Source organism: Rhizobium sp. OAE497, from assembly GCF_040546565.1.
In the GTDB taxonomy this organism is placed as follows: Bacteria; Pseudomonadota; Alphaproteobacteria; order Rhizobiales; family Rhizobiaceae; genus Rhizobium.
The window spans coordinates 455,655-479,537 of record NZ_JBEPOA010000003.1 but is presented as its reverse complement, the minus strand read 5'-3'; the positions used below and the strand labels follow the sequence as shown (position 1 = coordinate 479,537).

The window sequence follows — 23,883 nt, the reverse complement described above, 5'->3', positions numbered from 1 at the left end:
TCGGTGTCGCCCGATTGCTGAGCGATCCGGCGGATATGATCGCTCGCATCGAAAAGGCCGCTGACGAGCATTGCCGAAGGAAGATCAAGCGGGACTGCTCGACCGTTGGTCGCCTGACTATCGGTCCAGCGGAGAATCGGCCTGGCCCCTCAAAAAATAGGAAAGTGAAATTTTTCGACCCTCACAGATGGCCGTACAGCGCTTTTCAAGGGTGAGGATGACCGCAGAGATGGAAAAATATCGGAACGCGTCCTGAGTCATCTGTGGCCGAAAGCGAGCCGGTCGCGTTTTTCCACCCTGGGAGGCGCGGGGGAGGGGCGCCAAGAAAGACGTGGACCGCCCAATTAAGGTCCTCTCGTTCGCTCGGGCATGGAATTGTTGAGCTAGCCGCATCGAGGACGGAAATCGTGAGACTAAGTGACAAAACGCTTAGCCGCGCCAGCGAAGGAAAAGGGAATAAGATCAATGGTCAAGTGCAGCGGATGGTTGACGCAGATATGGCGCGTTAGGAAAACCACTGCAGAATCTCATCAATTCCGGTCAGCTGACAATGATTTGGGGCATTTCTTTATAATGACCATAACGTCCGATAATGCAACATTATCGGACATATTTATGTAACGACATGGCGTGCGGTTAAGTGCAATATTTCTGGCAAAAACTGCACAGGCGGTTTATGCTCTGCCGCATGGATTCGCTTGCGCCCGCCGCTCCAACCGGCCCCGCCTGGCCGCCCCGCCCCCCGGGCTGGACGCTGGCCCGTGGTCGCGACGCCAATGAGACAGACGCCGCCTTCGCCGCTGGTATCGCTCTGAAATCGCTGGATGATCTGATTCGGGCCGACCCTCCATGGCTTGGTTGCTGGCGCGATCGGCTCGCCCTCAAATCAGCCGCCGTCGCTGCCAAGATGCTCGGCCGCAATGAAGTGGAAAGCGCGCTCCGCGACGCCGTTCTGCTGACCGTTACCGGCGACGATCCCGGCCCGGCTGGAAAGCTGTTTCTGGCGACACGAATGCTGACGCGCCGATCCGGACCGGTCACCACCTCATTCGTCAAAGATATTGCCGACCTTTCTGGCTTTCGGTGGGACGACGAACTTGCCTCAATTCCCGATATCGTCGAGTCTGCAAATCAGTCCGGGCGAGCAGCACCCTTCGCGGTGGCGGACCTGATAACGGCGATCTCTGCCGTTCGCCCGGACGCCGAGGTGATGGCGCTCGGTCTGGCCGACGTCATTCTGGCGCGCAAGCTGAATTGGCCAAAGCCGGTGCCCCTACTGTTGCCTGAGCGCTTTGGCCCCGCCTTCCGCACCATTGGTGGCCGCGGTCGCGTGCGGCCGGGGGAGCCGACTTATCCGAAAGCGATCTGCCTGGCGCTGGTCGATGGCGTTGAACTGGCGCTACGGTTAGCTATCGAGATCGATCGCCGGGCGTCGCGGATATTGGCGGTGGCACCGAAGCTCCGGACCAAGGGCGCCGAGCCGGTGATCCGAAGGCTGCTGATGGAAGATGCGGTGTCCGCGTCCGTGCCGGGCTCAAAACTGTCGCGCTGGGCGGCCAACCGGCTGTTCGATCGGCTCGAAAGTCTCGACGCGGTGCGCGAGTTCTCCGGCCGATCCTCCTTTCGGATCTTTGGGTTGTGATGATGGTGGGAGCAAGCGCAGCCAAAGCCCGCCGGAAAGCGAACGCCGCAGACGAACGTCTGTTTGATCGTGAGCTGGAGGACCTGCCGCCAGAAATGCGCTGGCGGGAATGGATGATGCGGGTCGAGGCCGTGATCTTTGCCTCGGCCGAGCCGGTCACCCGCGAGACGCTGGCGCGCGTCGTCGGAAAAAACTGCAGCATCGATCTGCTGATCGACGATCTGCGCGGGGAACTCAGCGCCCGGCCCTATGAACTGGTGTCGGTTGCCGGCGGCTGGCAGCATCGGACCCGGCCACGGTTCGCAGAAACGATCCGGGCCTCAGCTGCTCCAACGCGCGGCGCGGCAACAATGTTGTCGGAGTTCGAGGCGATGGTGCTGATGGCGGTCGGATATTTCCAGCCGGTGACCCGTGGCGAACTGTCGAAGATTTTTGGCAAGGAAGTCAGCCGCGATACCGTCGGCAATTTGCGTGGCGCTGGATTCATCGGCTCTGGGCCGCGCAGCCCGACGCCCGGCGCACCCTATACCTATGTGACGACGCCGCACTTTCTGTCGGCGTTCGGTATGGAGACGCTGCGCGACCTGCCGAATATCGAAGCGCTCGAAGACGCCGGCCTGCTGAGCCGACATGCGGTTCAAAACGAAATCGCCGCCTCGGAAGGCGGCGAAAATGACGCGGACGAAGAAGCGTCCTTTATTGAATGATACCGGTCGTCTGCGGCCGCTTCGTCATCGCGATCGGGCTGACGAGCATTGCCGTCGAAGCGAGCGCCATCCACAGGCCGAGCTTCATTGGAAGAAGCAGCAACTGGTCGAACAATGCTGTATCTGGATAGGCGCCTACCGCGCTGTCAATCGTCCGCTCGAACGGCCGGACGACCGCCTTGGCGGCATCTTGTACTTCCGTGCTGACCGGTTCAATACCGGGAATGCCTGTCGGGATCGGTTCACCAAGCTTCAGGTCTGACACGGTCACGTCCTTTCACGGTTGACGATCCCTAAGTGCTGCAGCGCACAAAAGTTCCGTGCAGCATCGACCTCCAGGCGGTTCATCTGCCATCAGAGACATCACGTCACTCCAGATCGAGGGACTGCTTCAGTTCATCGATCCGTTTTGACGCTTCCGCCTTGGTCAGATCCTCGGCATAGGCATCGGGTTGATGCGCCTGCTCCGACAAGGTCTTCAGATAGGAGCGTTGGGCGCCGGTCATCGGCTCGTCACCGCTGACCCAGTCGTCCAGGTCTTTCTGCGTGTTGGATGATGTATCAGCCTTCGGGTTGTCACTCATAACGATCTCCTGAATTCGTTCTCCAAACGTTCTTGGCTGGTGGATGGTTCCGGTTTGTGCTTGATCGGCGTAAGGAACTCGGCTGCCGGCCCTTCGTTCCGCTCACGCGTTTACAAGCCGAGGAGAAGACGATTGCCGATCGTTGCCACCGCCACCTGGTTCATCCTGAAAAAGGTGGCCGACCGGTTTGCGTAGGAAGGAAGCAGCCTCACCCGATATGTATCGGTGTTCGATGGCGTCGAGATCAATTCGACCTTCTACCGTCGGCACAAGACGTCGACATTCGCGCGGTGGGCGGAGTCCGTTCCGGACAGCTTTCGGTTTGCAGTCAAAATCCCCAAGGAGATCTCCCACACCAGGGCGATGAAAGACATCGCCGAGCCGTTCGACACGTTCCTCGAAGACACCGCGCCTCTTGGAGAGAAGCGTGGACCACTGCTCTGTCAGCTGCCGCCATCGCTGGCCTTCGATGCTGACGTGCTCCAAACCGCGTTCAAGGTGGTGCGCCATGCCGATGACGGTCGATCGTCATCGAGGTACGCCACAAGAGCTGGGCATCGGCCGAAGCGCTGGATCTGCTGAAGACCTATAGGATCGACCGGGTTCTGGCCGATCCGGCGCCGGTGTGGCTGGCGGAGGATTTCAACACACCGCCGAAATACGTTCGTCTGCATGGCAAGCCAAAAATCTACTACTCGAGCTATAGCGACGATGAGATCAGTGCGTTCTCGAAACTGCTGGCGCGCGATGGCTGGTGCGTGTTCGACAATACAGCCTCAAGCGCAGCGATCGAAAACGCGCTGACCATGCTTGAAATGTGCTGAAGCCTCTCCGGGGAGAGTAGCCCGATGTCGAAAGAGAATCCAGCGGAGCCAATGCCGACCGATTAAGCCTGAAACTTACGGATGAGCAACTGGCAGCCTCGCCTGCGCCTGATGCTGAATTCGATACGTGGGGAGTTTGACAAATCTCTAACACAACGATATTGTTGTGTCATGATTCCACTGCTCGACCCCAGTACCGGATATTTGCCTCAGGGCGTCTACCAGGCGTCCTGGGGCGAGGTGTCGTCGATTTTTTCGGGAAACGGCCACCGTCTGTGGCTGCTGGAAGGTCTTGCTGCCGCATTAGACAACTTGGCTACAGCAGGTTGCCAGACCGTGTTGCTCGACGGCAGCTTCATTTCACAAAAGCAACTTCCGAGTGATTACGATGGCGCGTGGGACACCCTTGGGGTGGACCCCGGCTTGCTAGATCCGGTGCTCTTGGATTTCTCAAATCAGCGATCTGCAATGAAAATGAAGTATGGCGGCGAGCTTTTCCCAGCGTCAGGTCTGGCCGCCCCCGGGGTTACATATAGGGAGTTTTTTCAGAGTGACCGTAACGGCGTGCCCAAGGGCGTGGTGGAACTGAACCTAAGGAGTCTGCCATGATCACCAACGAGCGACAGTACAGAATCACGCGCTCTCAAGCCGACCGGTTCAAGAAGGCGTTGACAGAGTTCTCCCTTCAAAAGAGAGAAGGCGTACACCCGCGCCTCGTTCAGGCTGAACGAGAAGCCCTCGAGAGCCAGATCTCAGATCTAGAACTTGAACTCGCTAATTTTGATAGTCTGAAATCACAAGATCTGGCGATGATCAGCCTCGATTCCTTCGATGGATTGGCGGAAGGTTTGATCAAAGCGCGCATAGCGTCAGGGCTAAGCCAAAGAGACTTGGCTGATCGGCTTGGGTTAAAAGAGCAGCAAATACAACGCTACGAAGCGGATAGGTACGGTTCGGCAAGTCTCCAGAGAGTGCAAGAAATCGCTCAAGCAATAGGAGTGCGAATCCAGAACGAAATAATGTTGCCCATACCAGCGGTTTCGTTCGATAGCCTCGTCGCCAAACTGCGCCAAGTCGGTCTTGATCGTGATTTCGTACTTACGCGTCTTCTCCCTTCGTCTGATCGCGCGCGATTGTCTGGGGAGGCTGACGTCGAGGATCAAAGCCAGATCTTACAGCGGACAGGTGAAATTCTTCAGCGCATTTTCGGGTGGACCCGTGAAAATCTGTTTGGACCCAGCGTACTGCAATCGCCCCAGCTTGCCGCCGCTCACGCTCGGTTCAAAATGCCAGCCAATCGGTCGCAAAAAACCACCACGGCATATGCTGCATACGCCCACTATCTAGCCCTCACTGTGCTTCGTGCGTCTGCCGAGATGCCACGGCGGCCGATCCCGATAGATCCTACGGTCTTCCGGCAAGGCGTTATTGACGCGTACGGTGAGTTTGAGCTGCGCTCGGCCCTGCATTACGCTTGGGATCTCGGCGTCCCTGTCTTGCCATTGCGTGATCGTGGAACATTCCACGGTGCGTGCTGGCGTTACAATCATAGAAACATTGTAGTTCTCAAGCAGACTTCGGCTTTCGAGGCCCGGTGGCTGTTCGACCTTTTGCACGAGCTTTTTCACGCAGGTCAGGAACCGGAAGCAGCAACTCTCGAGATTATCGAAGGCGACGAAACCTCAGCAGAACGTCGGAACTCGGACGAAGAAATTGCTGCGAGCCAGTTTGCGGGTGACGCCAGTCTTGATGGTCGAGCCGAAGAACTGGCGCAAGCCTGTGTAGAGGCGGCCCGCGGTTCCGTGCAGCGACTTAAAATGGTGGTTCCCCAAATTGCTGAAGACTATGATGTCAGTGTCGGAGCTTTAGCAAATTATATGGCTTTCCGCCTTTCCTGGCAGGGTGTCAATTGGTGGGGAGCAGCCGCCAATCTGCAGACTGGTGACGCCGACCCCTGGAGAATTGCTCGAGATGTGTTCCTCGAGCGATTTCCGGCGATATTTGAGAGTGAAATCGACCGCAATTTGCTCGAACGCGTTCTGCATTGAGGATCCCGATGACCGAATTCAAAAAACCAGAACCCCTGAAAATCACCTGCACAGCTGTGGACTGTGACAACGATCTTCACTGTTTTAAGCAACTGAAAAAGATGACGAGCGATCAGCGCGGAAAGTGCCGCGCGTGCGAAGCGGACCTTATCGACTGGTCGCGCCTTAAGCAGCGCGATCTGAACGATGCGGCCCACACTTTCGAAGCGCTGCAGCATGAGCTCATACGCCACCATTTCTTCCATAAAGAGATTGACGAAGGCGCCGACCGCCATGCTCGCCGCAAAGGTAGATTGGCCTTGTTCGAAGCAGTTGAGACTCGTCTCTCAAAGTACCTCGCTCCTGCCGAGCCCCCGAGGGACGGCTATCAAACTCCGCTGAGCGGAAACGCCATCTTCTATGCTCAGCATGCAACGGCAACCTGTTGCCGGACCTGCCTCGAATACTGGCACGCAATCCCGAAGGGCCGACCACTGACCGCAGAGGAACTCGGCTACTGCCAAGCGCTAATCGAGCTCTTCCTGAACAAGCGCCTTCCGGGTCTTAGCGAGTCACCGACAAGAGTGCCGGCACGTCGACATGGGGTAGGGGAGGCAGCGGCACTGCTATGAACACTGGACTTCCTGTCAAACCGATAGACACGGAGAAGTTCGCCGAGCGTCTTCGCGCTCGTGCGATAAATGCGACCGAACGCAAAATTCTGATCTCCCGTCTGTCTGGGTCGGAACAGGAGGTCGACCTGTCGTCTCCAACCAATTGCGACGGCTTTGGCCGGATCCGTCATTTCAAAATCAAAACTTCGGACGGGTGGCCGGCAAATCCTCTGCCCATTGTGCCAGCTTGTAAGGCTCTCGGAATATCCGAGCCGCCGGCAATGATGATGGCTCAAGTCTTCCAAAATGCAGCGTGCGCCTGGCGCTGTTGGTACTGCTTTGTACCAGACGCGTTGCTCAAGGCGGATATTACACGGTCGTCCTGGTTTTCTGCTGAAGAGCTTGTTGCATTTTACGCCGATCTCTCCGACCGACCATCGATTATTGACCTTTCTGGAGGATCGCCGGACCTGGTTCCAGAATGGACGCCATGGATGATGGAGGCGCTACAATCTCGCGGCCTGGATCGATCGACCTACCTTTGGACGGACGACAATCTCAGTACCACCTATCTATTCGACAAACTGACGAAGGACGAACTGATGCTTCTCCGTAGCTATCAGAATTATGGCCGGGTGTGCTGCTTTAAAGGATTCGACTCCTATTCTTTTGCGTTCAACACGAAGGCCGCCGAAAGCGATTACGAGCAGCAATTTAAAATCATGCGGCGCCTACTCGACCTTGGCCTCGATCTCTACGGATATGTGACCCTGACCTCCCCGCGCAGTGAAGGTGCCGCGGCCGGCGTCCGCACCTTTGTCGACCGTCTTCAGGACCTCGATCCCAATTTGCCACTTCGGACTGTTCCACTCGAGATCCGAATATTCTCGCCCGTCGGCGCGCGCCTCGCGGCCAATGACGAGCGTCAGATCAGCATGGGAGTCCAGCAAGACGCAATCGCAGCATGGAACGAAGAGATCGAAAAGCGTTTCGAGCCTGCGATGAGGGTTCGCCCAATTTCGGCGGTGCCGTTGAGAACTCGGGGATAACTTATGTCACGCGTCTTGGCTCAAGCAGATTTCGAAAGGCGTATCGACGAGCAGGTTCTCGGGCTCCTAAGCCGATCGTCCTTGAGCTTTCATGCAATGCTCGGAGCGCTTCCCAGCGTCTATCCGACGAACGTGATTGAGTCGCTGGCGAGGCTCGCCGCTACCGGGTTAGCCGATCGTAGCCGCACCGAGGAGCTTCGCGCTCAAATAGGTCGGCGGGACGACGCCTTGCGCTCAACCAGAACCTTACTTCCGCTGCCACACCCGGTCGAGTTTGAGTGGCGGTTTTGCCCAGATACTTCTCAGCATCTGCTGGAACTGGCCAACGAGATGGCTCCCGCAAGAACCCCGATCGTGTTGTTTGGCACGCCTGGCGTCGCGGTCGAAGCCCTTCATTTGCCTAGCGCGCGCAGGCTTACCTTCATCGGCGAGAATAATTCCGTCACCCAGCGTCTCAGAGCCCTGAACGATGCAGCGGAGCAATCGCTGACCTTGCAATTCTGCACGATGGCGTACCCCCAGATGGGAGCCGGCGCAGTGATTGTGGATCCGCCCTGGTACATGGATTTCGTCAAGCCGATGCTTGCCATCGCCGCTCACACTGTCTGCGTCGGCGGTTTCGTCTTCGTGAGCCTACCTCCGGAAGGCGTTCGATCATCGGCAATAGACGACCAGGCAAAACTTATCCGCCGTGCTGGCAGGTTGGGGCTGCGACTTCATTCAGTCCAACCGTTGGCGCTGCATTATGAGACACCGTTCTTCGAGCAGAACGCGTTGGCCGCAGCAGGAATCGGTTGTTCGCAACGTTGGCGTCGAGGCGATCTTCTTATTTTCGAAAAAATCAGCGTTGCCGCTCCCGATTCCAACCTATTTGTGGCGCGCAAGCGCGAATGGTGTGAGTTCGTCATCGGCCGTATGCGACTTTTCGTGCGACGCGAGGGGCAGTCCGCTTGCCCTACCGCCCTTAGCTCACTGGTTGAGGGCGACATTCTGCCAACCGTCAGCCGCCGCGATCGGCGCCGGCGTCAGGCCGCTGTCGTGACTTCGGGCAACAGGATCTTCGCGTCGAACAATCCCGAGCTTGTCGTGGAAGCGGCGTTGTCACTGTGCAAAACCGATTTTAACAGTCGCTCGCGGCAGCCATTATGGGGTAACACCAGTGAGGCTGCAGAGGTGGAACGCATTGCGGATGAATTGACGCGTCTTTCAGAGCGGGAGGCCGCCGAGGAGCGTGCAACCTTGCCTTTGTCGCCTATTACAGGGGGCCAGGCTTGGAAATACGATTCGATCAACTCCTCAAGAGAACGTCGGGAAATTCTTTCTGGAGCGACTACATGACGTCGGCCTGCCAGGATCCCTTTCTCTGTGGGGTCCATCTAGCCGTGTTTTCCCAACCCTACCTTGATCTGGTGCTTACCGGTGAAAAGAAGATTGAATCCAGATTCAGTCGAAATCGGTGCGCGCCATTCGACGAGATCCGCAAGGGTGATATCATTCTGCTGAAGGAGGTTTCCGGCCCGGTTTGCGGTATTGCCCTCGCTAGTCGTATCTGGTTTTTCGATCTTGATAATGAACCCATCGAGGCCATCCGGCAGCAATATGGTGGGGCAATTCTGGCGGGGGACGAATTCTGGTTGCAGAAGGAAGAGTCCTCATTTGCTACGCTCATCGAGCTAACGAACCCGACCTCGATAGAGCCGCTCGCGTTTGACAAGCGAGATCGGCGCGGCTGGGTATCGCTCCGACCGCGCCAGATGGAGCTATTTTGATGTCGCTGATTGTGTGCTTTTCAGGAAAGATCGGTAGCGGAAAATCCTCAGTGCTTACAGCGCTTAGTGACCAGTTGCATTGGAAACGCACTGGGTTCGGTGACTACCTCAGAGCGGAAATCGTAAAAGCTGGTGGCGACCCGTCCTCTCGAGAGGCGTTGCAAGACATGGGTAAGCGTTTGGTCGAATCCGATCCTGACGGCTTTTGCAGGGCCGTTCTGGCCTACGGCGACTATCAGGCTGGCGATAACCTGTTCGTCGATGGTGTGAGACATGTCGATATTTTCGCCATCCTCAAACGAATTGCCGCGCCGGCCGACGTGAGGTTAATTTTTCTGTCTGTAAGCGATGACCTCCAACGGTCGCGAGTGACAACCCGCTCAGACAGTGATGATCTTGTTCGGGCTGTCGGGCACACTGTCGAATTGGATCTTGCGGAGAGTTTGCCCCAGCGGGCGGACGCCAACATCGATGCAGATCAGCCCTTAGACGACGTCGTAGCGTCTTGCGTCCACACGATCCAATCTTGGATGAAAAAATGACCCCTAAGCAAAACCGCTTCATGGGCCGATATCGGAAGCTAAGCTATGGCTCATAGGGCCGGTAGCGCAGATCTACCCCTTCACGGCGGGCGTGTTCCAGCGTGGCTCGGTGAACGCATGACGCGTCTCGGGACGATCATCACGGAAGCGATTGTACTTCACTATGGGCGCGATGAGTTTTTGAGGCGCCTTGCCCACCCATTCTGGTTTCAATCATTCGGCGCCGTCATGGGGATGGACTGGCACTCTTCGGGCATTACGACCAGTGTTCTTGGAGCCTTGAAGCGTGGTCTTTCGCCGCGCGCCCACGAACTGGGCATCTATGTGTGCGGCGGACGTGGCGCGCAGTCGCGTAAGACGCCATCGGAATTGATCGCTGTAGCCGAGCGCACAGGCTTCGACGGTCACCATCTCGCGTCAACGAGCCGCCTCGTTGCAAAGGTGGACAGTGCGGCCGTGCAGGACGGGTTCGACCTGTATCTCCATGGGTTCATCACCACACAGGATGGAAATTGGGTTGTCGTGCAGCAAGGAATGAACGGCGAGCGGCGACAGGCGCGCCGCTATCACTGGTTGTCAGAAGGACTGAAGAGCTTTCTGGATTCACCTCATGCAGCCATCGAAGGGCGTGGCCAAGGCTTAATAATGAACCTAGCCGACGCCAGGGCACGGCCGTCGCGAGACGCGCAGCTTGAGCTCCTTGATAATATCGGACCTGATGGCATCATTCACGAACTAAATAAGATTAACCCTCGCGTAAACGCCGAGCCATTCGCTGCCCAAATGGATCTTCCCCACCTTATCATGCCGATGCGTCATGAGGTTCAAGAAGTGGACGTGAATATGCGTCGTCTCCATGGAAACCTAGCCGCGGCAGCCGAACGCGGGCCAAAAGACTTTCAGGAATTGCTCCTTGTACCGGGTGTCGGGCCGCGTACTGTCAGTGCCCTGGCAATGGTGGCTGAAGTGGTTCACGGAGCGCCTTCCAGATTTTCCGATCCAGCGCGATTTTCTGTGGCTCACGGAGGCAAAGACCGTCATCCGTATCCTGTCCCTATTAAGGTCTACGACGAGACGATACGTGTGATGAAGTCGGCGGTCCAAAAAGGAAGATTGGGGCATCAAGAAGAGCTTTTAGCCTTGTATCGATTGGACGAACAGGCGAGGCGGCTTGAGCGCTACGTCACCGGGCCAGATTTGAAAGAAATCATCGCGGGCGAATACAACCAAACGCGAAGGTTGGGGGGACGCTCGATATTCGGACACGAAATAGACATCGAACATCAATCGGAAAGATAGCTCAGTTCCCGTTCGAATTTACCACGATAACATCTCGAATTTGCATCGAACCTAACGGCTCGCTAAAAGGTTGATTTACTGGAGGGGGTGACTTGACCGGAACTTTAGCAATTTGGCATGAGCCCATCGAAGAGCCATTAGTAAGGCGAGGGAACCTTGCTCCTGGCGAAGTTGCAGCCGATTGCCCGACGATAGAATTGCATATCAACCTTTGGCGTGACAGCGGACTCCATGCGGATTTTGTAGATGTCGGAATCAAGATCAAAAAGGGACCGAGGCTCAAGCGGCTTCTGTTGTTCGTCCCAGCACAAATCCAAACTGACCAGTTACTTGATCTTAGTTCTGTTTTGAAACACGGGACAAGTCTGAATGCGGTTTTCAACGACCTCGTGGAAATCACGGATCGGTCTGAACAGTACTTCGATACGCGTCTTGGAAAAGTTATTACTCGCATTCACACCATTGACCTTAAAGAGGACATTATCCTTGAACCTGTTGAGATTGATGTCCTCGAGATAGGCACTGTAATAAGTTTCAATAGACAATTCTGCGAGCGCTTCGAAGGCGAACACGACCATTATATTCGCTTCCGAATATATCTTACCGCAGCAACCCGACATTTGTTCAGCTCGGAGATCATTCCAAACGAGTGGTTCCTGCTACCATCGTTTCAAAACACGGAGTTGACCGAGTTTAGGTTGAATGAACGTAGGACGATCCCACCATCACTTATTCAGTGGTTTGAAAACGGCCCAATAAATATATCTACAGTTCACTATTTTCTCATTCGCGACCTTCGTCATGAACTTATGGTGCAGCACCGAGATTTTCGAAAGATTCGGGTGCTCGAACCGAGCCTATGGCGCCACTATCTAAGGGGGCGCCCACCGGAAACAAAGATTGACCTCGAACCATATCCTGGTTTCACCGACAGCGGGTTCGTAATCTACCACTGGAAGGAAAGCGGCAAGTTTCAAGACGGGGAGCTTATCGAACGCGTCGAGGATTTCAACGCGTTCGCTAAATTTCGTATGTATCGTCCAAATCTTCTGACTTATGCTTACATGGCCACAATAATCGGCGCGGTCGGAAGTGCGTTTTACACACTTGCCGTGGAACTGTGGCGTTGGGCCTACCCCGATCTCTTCAGAACTCAAGATATTTCCTCACCAAGCGGGCTGACCAACTCGATTATCATTCTAGCGAGCCTAGTTGTCTTCTTCGGGGCACTATGGGCGTTACTTACGAATATTAAGATCGCTTTCAGACGACTTAGGGCGCCTAAAGACCGATTTTTCCGCGGGTCAAAATCGAAAGCCGATTGATCGTGTCACAGACCGCCCGTATGGTGGAACTATGAGGATAGGAATGAGTCGCAACGAGTCACTAGGTCAGAACGCTCTGGGTGCACAACGAGTTGTGCATGACGACGTGTATACGGCGCTCTCATCGGTTCATTCTATGTATCCTGGCTTTGAGCGCTGGTTCTGGGGCAAAGTTGTTCCAGACCTAAGCGGCGCACGTTCGATATTCTTGGACTGGCATGCCGGAGGCATAACCGGCGTGATTATTGCCAAGAGATCGTACAATGAGCGTAAGCTTTGCACAGTCTGGGTCGACGAGCGTTATCGAGACCGTGGGATCGCTTCGTGCCTCATCAACGAAGCGTGTGAGTGGCTCGCTACAGATCACCCAATGATTACTATTCCGCGCAGCCGGTTGGCATCATTCGCGGGCATTTTGCGGTCAGGGCGTTTTGTGCAAACGCAGGCGCTCGACTCCTATTATCGACACGGTGAAGCCGAGTTCGTATTTAATGGATGGCTACCCCCTAGCGGACACTCGCGATCGCTGAACGCATAGCTGCTGTATCTCCGGAATTCACTCGCGCAAGCGGCACCCCTATCCTGCGAGCGATATGCGAACCCCGGTTGAGTTCACGTAGTCGGAGTTCCACGAGAGCGTCCGGGCTTGATACGAAGCGGGTGTCACGTCTCCGCAAGATGAAGGCCTCGCTGGGGTCATCAACAACTATAATGCTTGATGGGCGCAGCCGGTCAAAAAACCATTCGGGGACGTCGACAACGTCGCTCTCGTTCTCAATAATGAAATGTCCATCGATTATTATCCGAATATTTGGATGAGCCTGGATACACAACAATCGATCAAGTAAAACCTTCTGATTTTCGTCGATCTGATTGATATCCTTCGGATGAAGAGTCATGCCCGAAGATTTGAGGAGATCGCTAGCAATCACATGTTGAACACCGGTATCGCCATCAATGGCGGCTTTCAACGTATGTGTCTTTCCCGATTTTGAGAGACCAGCAACAAAAATCATGGGAAGTCTCTCTGGAGACCACCTTTTATCCGAATACCGCTTGGTGCCTTCATGACAAACCTCGACCTTTCTAAACGCTTCTCGGCAGCTATCTTAGCCTCTTCTGAAGCCGATCTCATCAACGATTGCACACTCGGTGGCAAGCTAACTCTCTTCCAGACCGGTCGTCTCTTATGCAGTTACGCGCCCTTCGAGTTCGTTAATGAGAAGGCCAGGATCGTACTTGTCGGAATTACGCCTGGGCGACGTCAGGCAACTGATGCTCTTCTGGCATACCGCCGTAGCATGCAAACAGGTGACGAAAAAACCGCGCTTGCCGTGGCGAAATCCACTGCCAGTTTTGCAGGGGCTATGCGGTCGAACTTGGCAAGAATGTTCGACCATGTTGGTCTCCATTCGATCTTAGAAATTTCATCGTGCGCCGAGCTTTTTGAAACGGCGCGTTCCCTAGTTCATTTTACGTCGGCATTACGCAATCCCGTCTTTTGGGATGGAGCAAATTATTCGGGCCAGCCCAAAATCAACACGGTTCCAATACTAGAACAGGTCGCCCGGACTAGCTTTTTCGATGAAGTTCGTCAGCTCAGCTCGGCGCTGTGGGTTCCGCTAGGCGCATCTGCCGAGATCGCGCTTCAAATGGCAGAAGGAGCAGGGTTACTGGAGAATGGCGCAATCCTACGAGGCTTTCCGCACGCGAGCGGGGCGAACGCGGAGAGAATTGCGTACTTTCTTGAAAAGAAGAAACGCAACGATTTGTCATCCAAGACAAATCCGGACGTTATAGATGCGCGAAAGGCAGGTCTGCGAGCTGCCGTGGCTAAAATATCCGGCTCGTCGGCTTCTGTATAAGGCGCTATGAAGAGCGGTATTGGGTTCTGAACCCTGTCAAGAGCCTGGGCACGTACTTCACGCCTATTCGGCTGCTTCGGGCGATATTCAACAGGCTGAACTTCTACTTCTTCGGTAAAACGCAAGCCCGGCGCCTTCTCGCGTCCTCGTGCATATTCACGGGTGTAGCTGCGAGAACGCGCGTAACTAAAGACGTCAGAAAACGGGCCGGTGAGAGGTCATCTGGGGTTCGCTCGTCGAGGATCAATACCTTCGGCAGGGCCTTGACGATGCTCTCGACCGTGCTTTCAGCAAGGTGCGCGATTTCACCCTCGGCAGGATCCGTTATCGGCTGTGGGCCCGGCTCTAATATGCCTTCGGCGGGTTCTTCTTCGTCGGGCGCCGGCGGTACTGGATCAGTGGAGTATTCCATCAACACCAGGCAGGTGGAGTGATACGCATCGTCCTCACGGCCAAGCTTGGACAAAAGGTCGAATAACCATTCTGCCGTCTTAGGTTCCTTTTCCAAGATGTCAGACCGTAGACCGAACAAGAACCCCAGTGCCGCAAGGGGGTGGCGCAAGCGAAGATTCTTTGCGTCGCCGTAAGACTCCTCGATGCGGTTCGGCGCATTCTTTCCATATGAGGAGTCCATTCGCTTCGTAGATATCAGTAATTCTGGGCCGGTGACCCAATCCGTGATGATAACGTCGACTTGCTTCAGATAGTTTTTTCCCAGGATTGAAGCAGACGAGGAGGTCACGCCGGGAATGGACGAGTTCGACGTCAAATGGGATTGGGCCTTTGCCCGTATCGCAGTGGGAAGCGATTTGACGAAAGCCGAGACAGGCGCGGGAAGAACCCGCGGATTGGCAGGCCTCGGCCAAACCTGATCCGTCCCGAAACCGGCCCTCCGAAGTTCATAGCTGAGCCAGACATCGAGGGCGAGGGCAGGCACCCCCGTTTGCGTCCCCACTTTCAGGTGGAGCGGAACGCCGAGCAAAAGCGCAAGAGTGTCGTAATCGGGTTGGATGAACGGCTGGCCGTCAATTCCAAGAACCCATGGGTTGCTGTGTTCCCCGCTAGGTGCGGCAGCTTCGACGATGTGATCGAAAATTTCCCAGGCTTCTGCTTTCGAACTCGGTTTAGCGGCCACTTGCTGACCTCACATTGCGACGGTTCGCCAGTTCCGCGCGCGCATTCCGGACGGCTGCCATTTGCGTCGCCGAAACCTCGCCGTCGCCCAGCAGCGCCTTATCAACGAGCTTGACGGCATCGAGCAGCCACCCTTTGTCCAGGAGCTTTCCAACATCTCGCTTGACCTTGCGAAGCTCATCTGCGCGAGAGGCAACCAGCGTCGGGGACGGCATGGCCCAAACGTCCGCCTCCTTTGGCTCGATCTTCAGGATTCCGCCTCCGTAGGCGCGGCCGACCATTTCGGCATGCAACAGTGTAATTGAGTTCAAGCTGGCGACTGGGAGGAGCTCGCGGCCCAGGGCCGTATATGCCTCGTTCAGGTAAACGCCATGCACCGAATTAAGGTGACGGGCCTTGGCCGCGTTTTCCGTGATGCGGGGCGTGTCCGCATTCATGCATGTCAGCAAGAGGTCCGCGGGTGAAACGAGTGGCACCCGGTACCAGGTCTTGCGTACCCGGCATTTGTAGGCAGTGCCTACGCCTGTCCGGTGGCCGTCGGCAATATATGCCGCTGCAGCTTTGGAAGGCGGGTCATTTGGATAGAACAGGTGGATTGCGTTGCCATCTTCACCGAGCTTCTTCAACTGGGCTTTCGAAAGCGAAAGTCCCCGTAAATGAGAGCTTCCGGGTGGCGAAAGGCTGAGCAACTCATCCGGGCGTAGCCCGAGCTCGGCCACGCGCTGTGGAGAAAGCGTGAAGTATTTGTTGTTTCCGGTTACCATTCCGAGCGTCGTGTCGCCCCAGGTTTCCAGGTTCGTGTAGAGGCCAGCTGCCGAGAGAGCGTGCAAAAGATGCACCGCATCGACATCGACGAGACTGCTAGTCCACTTGCCCGCTGGATCGGACGGTGTCCAGCTCAGTCCCGGGCCCAAAGTGTCGAGCGTCGCAGCATTCTTTGTCTGCCGGATCGTTGCGAAATCCGCTGGCCCCTCGAGGTAACCTTCAGCGAGGAGAAGCACGACATCCGCCTCCGCTTCCGGAAACACTTGCTCATCAAACAGAACAAGTTGCACGTCGCGGAATCGACTGAATAGGAACTTGCGGACAGGAGCGGCATAGTTCACCGAGAGCAGCTCGGCAGGCAAAACGAAGGCAAGGCGGCCACCCTTTTTCAAGAACAACGCCGAGTGCACTGTGAATGCAGCCCAACTTGAAGCGAGCCCCGTCAGCGAAATTCCGCCTCTGATGGCCGCCTCCCGCGCACGGGCACGGGCCTCCCCGGTAAAGTCCTGGTATCGGATAAAGGGAGGATTTCCGATGACGGCGTCGAACCTGGGATCCGGCGTGACGGCAAAGAAGTCGGACACTAGGATGTCGGCCTCGCCCCCGGCATCAGAGATCCGCCTGCGAGCAACATCTGCGCTTTGGGTATGTATCTCCACACCATGTACTATAGGGTAAAATGTTCCCCGCGGAGCGAGTTCACGAAGGCGATCGACCGCGGAAACCAAGAATGCAGCGTCGCCAGCGGCGGGTTCGAGCACGCGATCCTCGGGCCCCCGTATAGCCCACTTGGAAATGAAACGAGTAATCGCTGCAGGCGTGAAGAATGCGCCTCTTTCCTTGCGTAGGAGGGGAGTGTCGATAGGGTCGCGAGGGGTAACAAAGGTCACGGTTAGCTCCCGAATCGTGTACGCATGGGTTCGCGGTCTTACCCCTTCAGCTATCCTATATCGATGAATTTTTGTCTACTATTTGTTCTTATTTTCAATCTTCCGGTCCAGCGGGAAAATTGTCGCAAGCCAATGTGTATCGATGGTATTCTATCAGGATTATTATGCGCCTTGGGTCGGTGCATCATATCGCATTGGATCAGACGTTTAGCGTACGCAGCGCAACGGCGACCCCATGACCGCTATTGTTGCCGGGATTGATGCGGATTTGCGTCAGGCGAGATTGCCGATCATCTTCGGCGAACTGATCGCACTTAACCACAAGCGCAGCAACCTTAAATTAAGCCACTTCAGGCGCTGCTGGCGCTCGGAGGCTGTGCATCCTTGCGCAGTATCCGTGTCGCGGCTTTGTTATGTTCTGGCGCGTTCCAGACCACACCTTTGTCCGACGGCGCTGTTAACAGGACCGTAGAGCAGGGCAGACCGGCCGCATCGAATTTGCGTGCGATGAACTCACTTTCGCCGCGGTCATGGCTCGACATGATCAGCTGATAACCATTCAATTCGACCATATTGCGCATAACGTCGACAAAGGCGGCGGTGTGAATGATGTCATTATGCTGCAGCGGATCGTCGAGCAGTAGGGCGCGCCAGCGAGACCAAGGATAGGCGGTACTCGCCGCGCAAAGGATGCTGAAACCATTGGCGGCAAGCTGGCCCTCGCTCAGAACGATCTGAGGCGGCAAATCCTTCTTCGTCTCGATCGCATTGGCGACCTTCTCGCGGTAGCGCAGCGCCATGCCGAAACTGGTAGCATCGACCCTCGTGTCAGCCTTGAACTGGATGCTTTCACCAGGGGTGCTTAGCATCGCCTCGTTAAAATCGTCGATCACCGTATTGAGCGGGTCGAGCACGCGCGCTGAGAAATCGTCAGCCTGCTTCTGAAGGTCTTCCGAGTAGCGATTTACCGCACTGCGTGCCGTGTTGGTGAGTTTGACCGCCGCACGCGCAGCCTCTAGCTTGGTCTTTAGCGCAGCCAGATAGGCCGCCGGATCCCGAACACCGTCGTCCCCTCCGGCCGCTCGCATCGAAGCGGCGATCTCGTCTATTTCGCTCTGGAGAAGCGCGTCCTCATTTTCGCGGCCAAGGACGAGTTGGCGTTCGGCCAGTGACCGCAAACTCGCCAGCACGGCCTCGATGGTGGAGAGCCCGCGGTCATATTCAGACTGGCTCGGAATGTCGTTAAGACCAACACGCGTCCAGCGCTGCTGCATCTGCTGCGCCGCCTGTTCCGAGGTTGTGCGGGCCGCCTCGGCTGCGGCAAGGTCGCGCTGCGCGAGGTCGAGCGCCGCCTGCTCGCGCTGGACGTCCGCATACGCGCTGGTCGCCGCCTCACTCAACTGTGCTAGACGAGTCCGCGCGTCTTCGCCGCGCTCCCGCTCAGCCGTCAATCTCGCTTCAATGTCACCGATCGTAGCGTTCGATAGATTGCGTGCGGCGATGCGATCGGCGCAGGCTCGATCCTCTGCCTGATACTGTTCCAGCCGTGCGCCAAGCTGATTGTCACGCGCGATCAGTTCGTCGAGATCAGCCGCTACGCTCGATCGCTGTTCGGTTGCCGCCGCCGCGTTTGCCGACAGTGGTTCCAGCGCTGCCTCTGCCGCTGCAAGTGCAGCATCCGCATCGCGTGCCCGGGTTGCCGCAAGTGCGGCCAGGTCGTTCTCCGGAGCGGTAGCGAGGGTTTGGGCAATGCTGACACGGGCATTTGTCACCGCATCAGCGGCTGCCCTGGCGACCCGTTCGAGCCCGTCGACCGCCGCCACGACCCCGCGAAGGCGACGTATTTCATCGCTGAGCGCGGGTCGGGTGCTCCGCAAGGCCTCCAACGCGTCATCGGCTTGCGCAAGGCGATGGTCACTTCCCGACGCCGCAGCATCGGCAAGCGCCTTGAGCGCGCCCGGCTCAAACGGTGTTTGACACACCGGGCAGTTGGTTTCGTCCTCATGGATATGGCTGGCAAGCTGCGACAAGGCCGCACTGACCGCTGACGCATGGCGATCGGCCTCGGCGCGTTCTCGTTCGGCATCTGAAATCTTGCTGTTCAGATCGGCTAGCCGCGTCTCAAGCGGGACAAGTTCGGAAGCGGCGCGTACGGCGGCCTCGCGTCCCTGCGCCAGTGCGGACTCAGCAGCCCCGGACCCGCGTTCGAGTTCTTGGCAATCCGCCATCGCCTCGTTTAGCGCACGCGCCGATGCGGCGAGACTCCGCAGGCTCGCGACTTCAGCACTCGCCTTGCCATGTTGGCTTATCTTCGCGTCGGCGTCCACGATCGTCATGCGGCGCGCCGCGATCGCCTCAGTCAGCGACGTCCGATCATGCTGCTCAGTCAAGATCAGCTCGGCCAGCTGGGCACGACGGGCAAGATCAGTACGCGCGGCATCAAGTACGGCGATGTTCTGGTTGATCGTGGCGATTGCTGCGGTCTGCGCGGTCACTGCGGCGCCGGTCGAGCCGACCAGCGGTGACGTCAGATCGAGCCGCGCCCGCGCATCGCTAATCTCGCTGCGCAGCCGCACGAGACTTGGATGATCGAGCCGACCTTCGGCCTGGCTAATTAGATACTGCATTGGAAGCGCCGAGAGTCCCTCCAGCGTAGCCTTTCGTTCGCCGGTCACCCGCAGGGCTTCGCCGATCCGATCGCCGAGCGCCGCGAGGCGCTGTCCGAGGCCCTCGCTCGTGACGGAAAGCGGCTGGCTCGATGCGAGCTGCTGAAGGTCATTCTCAAGCTGGTCGATCCGCGCAGCAACTTCGTCGGCAGTCAGCACGCCGGTAGCGCGGGCGGCAGCGCGAAGCCGCTCAAGGCGGCCCATCCATCCTTGCCAGTCCGCGATCTCCCGATCGAGCGCGGCGACGACGCCCTGTTCAGCGTCGAGCCGGCGCGTGAATGCAGCGATGGTCGCCCGCCCGCGCAGGCCCGCGCGGACACGCTCCAGCCGATCGATGCCGCTCGGCCCCTTGAGCGCTTGCCACTGATCCTGCGGGTCGCGGCTGGTGAACCGTTGCTGCGCTGCCTGGCCGAGGAAATGAGTGAGGGCGAGATATGTCCCAAGATCGTTAATCGTGCGGCGGTCTGGCCGCGCAAGTTGCGCGACGATGTCCGCCATCGCCGAGCCGCCGGTTGCGGTGCGCTCGACAGCGTCGCCGTCCGAGAAGGTCAGCGCGACGCTATGTGACCCCGGCTCAGCGCCCCGGCGCGTGAGATAATCCTTCTCGACAAGTTTCTTGCGGCCTTTGTTGATATAGGGTTCGAACCGGCGGATTTTATTGGTCAGTCCCCATTCGATCGCATCGAAGAAGCTGCTTTTTCCCAGTCCGTTGGTGCCGGTGAGCAGAACAAGACCGGGCGCCGCCGGAATGTCGATCGCGAAGTCGCCGAAGGTCCGGAAATCCTTGATCGCGATGCGGGAAAGGAAAATCTCGCTCATGCCTGACCCCTCCGACCCCAGGATTTGACCAACGCTGCGACGATATCATCCGGCGTCTTCTTCTCGTCGAGCGCTATCCGCTCCCATTCGTCCGCCGTCGTCCGCGGTAGACCCGGTGTGGTTGCACCGGTGCCGCTGAGCTCATCGAGCGCCACATCCTCGAACTGGCCCTCGGCATGGACCCATGGCCGGGCAAGGAAGGTTCGCTTGAGGAAGTCGGCGAAACTCTCTTCGTCATTCAGCGGATCTTCGGGGCGCAGCCACGCCAGCTTGCGAGCGACGCGGTCGTCGCGCTCGACCATCAACGCCATCGCCCGCCAGGCTTCCTGCCCCTCACTCGCTCGTGGTCCCAGTAGCATCAGCTGCAAGTCCAGTGTCTCGTTAGCCCCAAGGAACGAGCGCGCGACGACACATTGATTGCGGTAGCGCCGCAGCGTCTCGAGCACCGCTTCCATGGCGGCAACGTCGGGGAGGATGCCCAGCACGATATTGAAGCGATCAATCCGGATCGCATGGCTTTCCGCCGGCAGATCGGTCGGACTAAGCGTCGTCGACTTGGTCGATCCGCCGTTGAAGGTTGCGCTCGCTAGTTCGGGCCGATCCTGAACCTTGAGCTCGAGCTTCAGCGCCGCGTTGCGCAGCCGGTCAGCGAAATCGGCCAGTCGGGGTGACAGAGTCGCACTATCCGTCATGCCGCACCTTTCATGATCGTCTTTTCAAGCCCCTCAAAGTGCCGCGCCTCAACCGTCGCCAGTAGGGCGCGGAGCTCGGCCAGACCCGCGGCCGCCGCGTCGATGAAATCGCGACTGATCGACATGATCACCGGACCAGAGCCATCCGTATCGCTGAGCCCCGGCTGATCGGTGTCGATCTGCGCAAACGGCCGTTCGGCGATTCGGGTGACCTCGATGGCACTTTTGACCACGAGGATGACGAACTGAGTCTGCCACATGAAGGAGGCGGCACACAATGACATCTCGTCACCGTTGATCATGTCAGCCGCGCATCCATGACCGGCCCATTCGCTATCACCGTCGCGTAGGCGAACCAGATTGCCCGGCCTGGCGCTTTTGGGCGATGTGCCGTCCCAGGCCGCGGCGATGGCAAGCGCGACAGCGGTCCCGCGCAGGATCACTGGCCATTTGCTGGGGCCGACGAGAATCTGTGCCGCGTCGCGATGTTCGTCCTCGTCGACCGCACAGATCATCAGGCGCAGGAAATGGTTCAGCAGTGCCGGGTCATCGGTAAACGATGCATGCCAGATCGCCCAGGTCGCGGCCATGGCCGCCCGAAGATCCTGTGCGATCTTGACGTTGATCGGGCGGCCGGGATCAGCATTGCTCGCGAAAAATGGCTGGAGGTGTGCGTCCAGGCGCTCGAGCAGCCAGCTATCGAGCGACCGGTGAACCCGACGTGCTAGAATATCGAGCGGCAGCGCCACCGGATTCTGGGCGGCCCCGCCGGGATTGCCGGCCACGATCGCTGGCATCGCCATGCCTTCAGCGTGCGGCGATTCTAGGCTGAGCTCGCGGACCAGCCGGCTCCACAGGCCGGGCGCGGCGTGGAGCCGGCAATTGTTGCTGTGGCAGGCGACCCGCAGTACTGCCCCTGCGATGGCGCCAAGAGCATCGGGAGCATCGGGCAAGATTATCTCAAAGGGCAGCTGCTCGCTCCACGATCGGATAAGCTGCTCCGCCGGGACTGCGCCAGACCAGCGGATGTTGGCGCCTTCGCGTAGTAGTTGCACCGATATGGGGAGCTGGTTGGCTGCCTGTCGCTGCAGCCGCGGAGCGAGGATATTCGCGCTGCGCGCTGCCTCCCGGAATAGAGAACGTGCCGGTCCTGACAACTTCGGTACAAGCGTCGCGTCGCCATGGCGGGCAAGCCATTCCCTGTGCGTCACATCGAAACTGGCCAAGTGTGGGGCAAAGGGAGCCCGCACAACTTCGCGGCGGGGACCGCGCCGCACGATCACTGCATCCGCAGCGACCGTTTCCCCTGCGCAATCGAGCCAGAAGGGGGCGATGATCGGCGCCGAATCCGGCGCGTCGATCCGGGTGACGACGCCGCATTGCAAATGCCGGAAGGAGCGCTGGGCATCGCCAGCGCATGCTTTGATAGTTAGATAGGCGGCGAGCCGGTTGAGCGTTGCCGTTGAGACGTCGAACAGCTCGGTATGCTGGGTCTGAAACGTTAACTGCACGCCGGGGCGGAGTTGCTGCGCGACCGCAGCGACGAGGCCGATGTCTGTGAGCGATTGAAGAAGCTCAGCGTCATAGGCCGCCATGAAATCGAAGCGGGAGCCCGTGGCATCCTCAGCGCGAGCTCGCACATCGATCGCGGCAAGAACCGGCTTTAACGCCGCGATGCCGGGGTGTTCGGAGATCAGCCGGATCATCCCGGCATGATCGAAATCGCGGGCGCCGGCGGCCACGAAATCGATCAGTCCGCCATCGCCCGCGCCACTGACAAAGAACCGCGGGGTGGGCCGACCTGCAAACTCGGCAACGGGAACGCCGGCATCGGTCCAATAGCTGGCGCTCTGTATCGACGGCAACGGTTCGCCCGGCTCGAGCCCGAACCCGACGGCGAGAAACACCATGTGAAACTGTTCGCGCATTTCCGCGCGTGGCGGCGGTGCATTGAGATCAGTGAAGTGGAGCTGATAACCGTCCGCAGTTCGTGTAAGCGCGGTAACCTGATGGCGCAGCCGTCGTTCGAGCCGCGGTGCGAGCCTGACAACGATGTCCTCGAACCCGAGCAGTACATCGTCGCGGACGGTGCGGCATGTCCCAGATTCCCAGTCAAGGATTGGCAGGTCGGCTATAGGATCGGTCGTGTAGTGCGCCGGCCAATCGTAAATATGCGGATCGAGCCGCCGCCGATCGGTCGTCGACTGAAGGGGCAAGAGGGCATCGGCGGATTCGAACAACACGATCTGTGACCCGGTGACCAGCGCGGCAGCTGCGGCTGCAGTGACGCCTGCCGCCCCGCCGCCAACGACCGCTATCCTCGGATTGGCATGGAGATAGCCAAGCTCTTTGAGCGCGTGGACCAGGGACAGCGCCCGGACCTGTTGGGAATAGAAGGTGATGCGCCGGTCGAAACTGCCGATCACGAATAAGTTCGGCCGGTCGCGAACAGCTGCACCGTCAAGTATATCCTGGGCAAGCAAAGCATCAGCCAACGACGCGCACCCCCGCTGTCGCTCGCGTGCTCTGTTGCAACACCATGACCGTGAACTGAGCTATGGCACATAAATTTGGCAATCTTTTCCCCCTCCAGTTGCTTCGGCATTGCAACCGGCGCAATAATTTATATGAGGGAAGAGAGGGCACGGCAAGATTCTAATAGGCTTTACA

Annotated in this window: 23 protein-coding genes; 15 read left to right on the top strand and 8 right to left on the bottom strand. The window is 57.9% G+C overall.

Annotated elements, in window-relative coordinates:
- Positions 1-676: 676 nt before the first annotated feature.
- Complete coding sequence (locus ABIE40_RS28885) at positions 677-1,642, top strand: DUF1403 family protein (protein ID WP_199628659.1); 966 nt, start codon at positions 677-679, stop codon at positions 1,640-1,642.
- Between the two features lie 2 nt (positions 1,643-1,644).
- Positions 1,645-2,349 (top strand): SMC-Scp complex subunit ScpB, encoded by a 705-nt coding sequence (gene scpB / locus ABIE40_RS28880; protein ID WP_199628660.1) that lies wholly within the window; start codon positions 1,645-1,647, stop codon positions 2,347-2,349.
- Here the strand turns inward: scpB and ABIE40_RS28875 are convergent.
- Positions 2,339-2,614: a hypothetical protein gene (locus ABIE40_RS28875; RefSeq protein WP_199628488.1), complete on the bottom strand. Its 276-nt coding sequence runs from the start codon at positions 2,612-2,614 to the stop codon at positions 2,339-2,341. The genes scpB and ABIE40_RS28875 overlap by 11 nt on opposite strands.
- A 103-nt stretch (positions 2,615-2,717) precedes the next feature.
- On the bottom strand, positions 2,718-2,933 hold the full coding sequence (locus ABIE40_RS28870) for a DUF3072 domain-containing protein (RefSeq protein WP_199628489.1): 216 nt from the start codon (positions 2,931-2,933) through the stop codon (positions 2,718-2,720).
- A 225-nt stretch (positions 2,934-3,158) separates the two neighbouring features.
- Between ABIE40_RS28870 and ABIE40_RS31080 the strand changes: the two genes are divergently transcribed.
- From ABIE40_RS31080 to ABIE40_RS28815, 12 genes are all read left to right on the top strand, one after another.
- Positions 3,159-3,515 (top strand): DUF72 domain-containing protein, encoded by a 357-nt coding sequence (locus ABIE40_RS31080; RefSeq protein ID WP_502944834.1) that lies wholly within the window; start codon positions 3,159-3,161, stop codon positions 3,513-3,515.
- Positions 3,458-3,757, top strand: a complete 300-nt coding sequence (locus tag ABIE40_RS31075) for a DUF72 domain-containing protein (RefSeq protein WP_502944842.1) — start codon at positions 3,458-3,460, stop codon at positions 3,755-3,757. The genes ABIE40_RS31080 and ABIE40_RS31075 overlap by 58 nt, the downstream gene beginning before the upstream one ends.
- 81 nt (positions 3,758-3,838) lie before the next feature.
- On the top strand, positions 3,839-4,366 hold the full coding sequence (locus ABIE40_RS28860) for a DUF6932 family protein (RefSeq protein WP_210341170.1): 528 nt from the start codon (positions 3,839-3,841) through the stop codon (positions 4,364-4,366).
- The gene (locus ABIE40_RS28855) at positions 4,363-5,805 is read left to right on the top strand and encodes a helix-turn-helix domain-containing protein (RefSeq protein ID WP_199628490.1); all 1,443 of its coding nucleotides are present in this window, start codon (positions 4,363-4,365) and stop codon (positions 5,803-5,805) included. The genes ABIE40_RS28860 and ABIE40_RS28855 overlap by 4 nt, the downstream gene beginning before the upstream one ends.
- Positions 5,806-5,813: 8 nt before the next feature.
- Positions 5,814-6,416 (top strand): DUF4186 family protein, encoded by a 603-nt coding sequence (locus ABIE40_RS28850; protein ID WP_199628491.1) that lies wholly within the window; start codon positions 5,814-5,816, stop codon positions 6,414-6,416.
- On the top strand, positions 6,413-7,447 hold the full coding sequence (locus tag ABIE40_RS28845; protein WP_199628492.1) for a hypothetical protein: 1,035 nt from the start codon (positions 6,413-6,415) through the stop codon (positions 7,445-7,447). Before ABIE40_RS28850 ends, ABIE40_RS28845 begins: the two co-directional genes overlap by 4 nt.
- Before the next feature lie 3 nt (positions 7,448-7,450).
- The gene (locus tag ABIE40_RS28840) at positions 7,451-8,785 is read left to right on the top strand and encodes a hypothetical protein (protein ID WP_199628493.1); all 1,335 of its coding nucleotides are present in this window, start codon (positions 7,451-7,453) and stop codon (positions 8,783-8,785) included.
- The gene (locus ABIE40_RS28835; protein ID WP_199628494.1) at positions 8,782-9,216 is read left to right on the top strand and encodes an ASCH domain-containing protein; all 435 of its coding nucleotides are present in this window, start codon (positions 8,782-8,784) and stop codon (positions 9,214-9,216) included. The genes ABIE40_RS28840 and ABIE40_RS28835 overlap by 4 nt, the downstream gene beginning before the upstream one ends.
- Complete coding sequence (locus tag ABIE40_RS28830) at positions 9,216-9,758, top strand: ATP-binding protein (RefSeq protein ID WP_199628495.1); 543 nt, start codon at positions 9,216-9,218, stop codon at positions 9,756-9,758. Before ABIE40_RS28835 ends, ABIE40_RS28830 begins: the two co-directional genes overlap by 1 nt.
- 45 nt (positions 9,759-9,803) lie before the next feature.
- A complete protein-coding gene (locus ABIE40_RS28825; protein ID WP_199628496.1) occupies positions 9,804-11,057 on the top strand; it encodes a DUF763 domain-containing protein in 1,254 nt (417 codons plus the stop codon).
- A gap of 92 nt (positions 11,058-11,149) precedes the next feature.
- Positions 11,150-12,382, top strand: coding sequence for a hypothetical protein (locus tag ABIE40_RS28820; protein ID WP_199628497.1), 1,233 nt, complete (start codon positions 11,150-11,152; stop codon positions 12,380-12,382).
- A 31-nt stretch (positions 12,383-12,413) separates the two neighbouring features.
- Positions 12,414-12,920, top strand: coding sequence for a GNAT family N-acetyltransferase (locus ABIE40_RS28815; RefSeq protein ID WP_354541220.1), 507 nt, complete (start codon positions 12,414-12,416; stop codon positions 12,918-12,920).
- On the opposite strand, the gene ABIE40_RS28810 is transcribed toward ABIE40_RS28815, so the two are convergent.
- Positions 12,889-13,398, bottom strand: coding sequence for an ATP-binding protein (locus ABIE40_RS28810; protein ID WP_199628499.1), 510 nt, complete (start codon positions 13,396-13,398; stop codon positions 12,889-12,891). The genes ABIE40_RS28815 and ABIE40_RS28810 overlap by 32 nt on opposite strands.
- Positions 13,399-13,449: 51 nt before the next feature.
- Between ABIE40_RS28810 and ABIE40_RS28805 the strand changes: the two genes are divergently transcribed.
- Positions 13,450-14,247 (top strand): hypothetical protein, encoded by a 798-nt coding sequence (locus ABIE40_RS28805; protein ID WP_199628500.1) that lies wholly within the window; start codon positions 13,450-13,452, stop codon positions 14,245-14,247.
- 103 nt (positions 14,248-14,350) lie between these two features.
- Here ABIE40_RS28805 and ABIE40_RS28800 read toward each other — a convergent pair whose 3' ends face one another.
- The 5 genes from ABIE40_RS28800 to ABIE40_RS28780 all read right to left on the bottom strand — a co-directional run bounded on the left by ABIE40_RS28800 (position 14,351) and on the right by ABIE40_RS28780 (position 23,708).
- Positions 14,351-15,382, bottom strand: coding sequence for a hypothetical protein (locus tag ABIE40_RS28800; protein WP_199628501.1), 1,032 nt, complete (start codon positions 15,380-15,382; stop codon positions 14,351-14,353).
- Positions 15,372-17,036, bottom strand: a complete 1,665-nt coding sequence (locus ABIE40_RS28795) for an HsdM family class I SAM-dependent methyltransferase (protein WP_199628502.1) — start codon at positions 17,034-17,036, stop codon at positions 15,372-15,374. Before ABIE40_RS28795 ends, ABIE40_RS28800 begins: the two co-directional genes overlap by 11 nt.
- A gap of 350 nt (positions 17,037-17,386) precedes the next feature.
- Positions 17,387-20,521 carry an AAA family ATPase gene (locus ABIE40_RS28790; protein WP_199628503.1) on the bottom strand — a complete coding sequence of 1,045 codons (3,135 nt, stop codon included), beginning with the start codon at positions 20,519-20,521 and terminating at the stop codon, positions 17,387-17,389.
- Positions 20,518-21,213: an ABC-three component system middle component 1 gene (locus ABIE40_RS28785; RefSeq protein WP_199628504.1), complete on the bottom strand. Its 696-nt coding sequence runs from the start codon at positions 21,211-21,213 to the stop codon at positions 20,518-20,520. Before ABIE40_RS28785 ends, ABIE40_RS28790 begins: the two co-directional genes overlap by 4 nt.
- A complete protein-coding gene (locus ABIE40_RS28780; RefSeq protein WP_199628505.1) occupies positions 21,210-23,708 on the bottom strand; it encodes an ABC-three component system protein in 2,499 nt (832 codons plus the stop codon). Before ABIE40_RS28780 ends, ABIE40_RS28785 begins: the two co-directional genes overlap by 4 nt.
- Between the last annotated feature and the right edge of the window lie 175 nt (positions 23,709-23,883).

Bases quoted from the DNA above. Each gene is read 5' to 3' on its own strand.
- ABIE40_RS28845 (WP_199628492.1), top strand. From the start codon at position 6,413: ATGAACACTGGACTTCCTGTCAAACCGATAGACACGGAGAAGTTCGCC.
- ABIE40_RS28785 (WP_199628504.1), bottom strand. From the start codon at position 21,213: ATGACGGATAGTGCGACTCTGTCACCCCGACTGGCCGATTTCGCTGAC.
- ABIE40_RS28815 (WP_354541220.1), top strand. From the start codon at position 12,414: ATGAGGATAGGAATGAGTCGCAACGAGTCACTAGGTCAGAACGCTCTG.
- ABIE40_RS28860 (WP_210341170.1), top strand. From the start codon at position 3,839: ATGAGCAACTGGCAGCCTCGCCTGCGCCTGATGCTGAATTCGATACGT.
- ABIE40_RS28855 (WP_199628490.1), top strand. From the start codon at position 4,363: ATGATCACCAACGAGCGACAGTACAGAATCACGCGCTCTCAAGCCGAC.
- ABIE40_RS28805 (WP_199628500.1), top strand. From the start codon at position 13,450: ATGACAAACCTCGACCTTTCTAAACGCTTCTCGGCAGCTATCTTAGCC.
- ABIE40_RS28870 (WP_199628489.1), bottom strand. From the start codon at position 2,933: ATGAGTGACAACCCGAAGGCTGATACATCATCCAACACGCAGAAAGAC.
- ABIE40_RS28850 (WP_199628491.1), top strand. From the start codon at position 5,814: ATGACCGAATTCAAAAAACCAGAACCCCTGAAAATCACCTGCACAGCT.
- ABIE40_RS28825 (WP_199628496.1), top strand. From the start codon at position 9,804: ATGGCTCATAGGGCCGGTAGCGCAGATCTACCCCTTCACGGCGGGCGT.
- ABIE40_RS28840 (WP_199628493.1), top strand. From the start codon at position 7,451: ATGTCACGCGTCTTGGCTCAAGCAGATTTCGAAAGGCGTATCGACGAG.
- ABIE40_RS28830 (WP_199628495.1), top strand. From the start codon at position 9,216: ATGTCGCTGATTGTGTGCTTTTCAGGAAAGATCGGTAGCGGAAAATCC.
- ABIE40_RS28835 (WP_199628494.1), top strand. From the start codon at position 8,782: ATGACGTCGGCCTGCCAGGATCCCTTTCTCTGTGGGGTCCATCTAGCC.
- ABIE40_RS28790 (WP_199628503.1), bottom strand. From the start codon at position 20,521: ATGAGCGAGATTTTCCTTTCCCGCATCGCGATCAAGGATTTCCGGACC.
- scpB (WP_199628660.1), top strand. From the start codon at position 1,645: ATGGTGGGAGCAAGCGCAGCCAAAGCCCGCCGGAAAGCGAACGCCGCA.
- ABIE40_RS28885 (WP_199628659.1), top strand. From the start codon at position 677: ATGCTCTGCCGCATGGATTCGCTTGCGCCCGCCGCTCCAACCGGCCCC.
- ABIE40_RS28810 (WP_199628499.1), bottom strand. From the start codon at position 13,398: ATGATTTTTGTTGCTGGTCTCTCAAAATCGGGAAAGACACATACGTTG.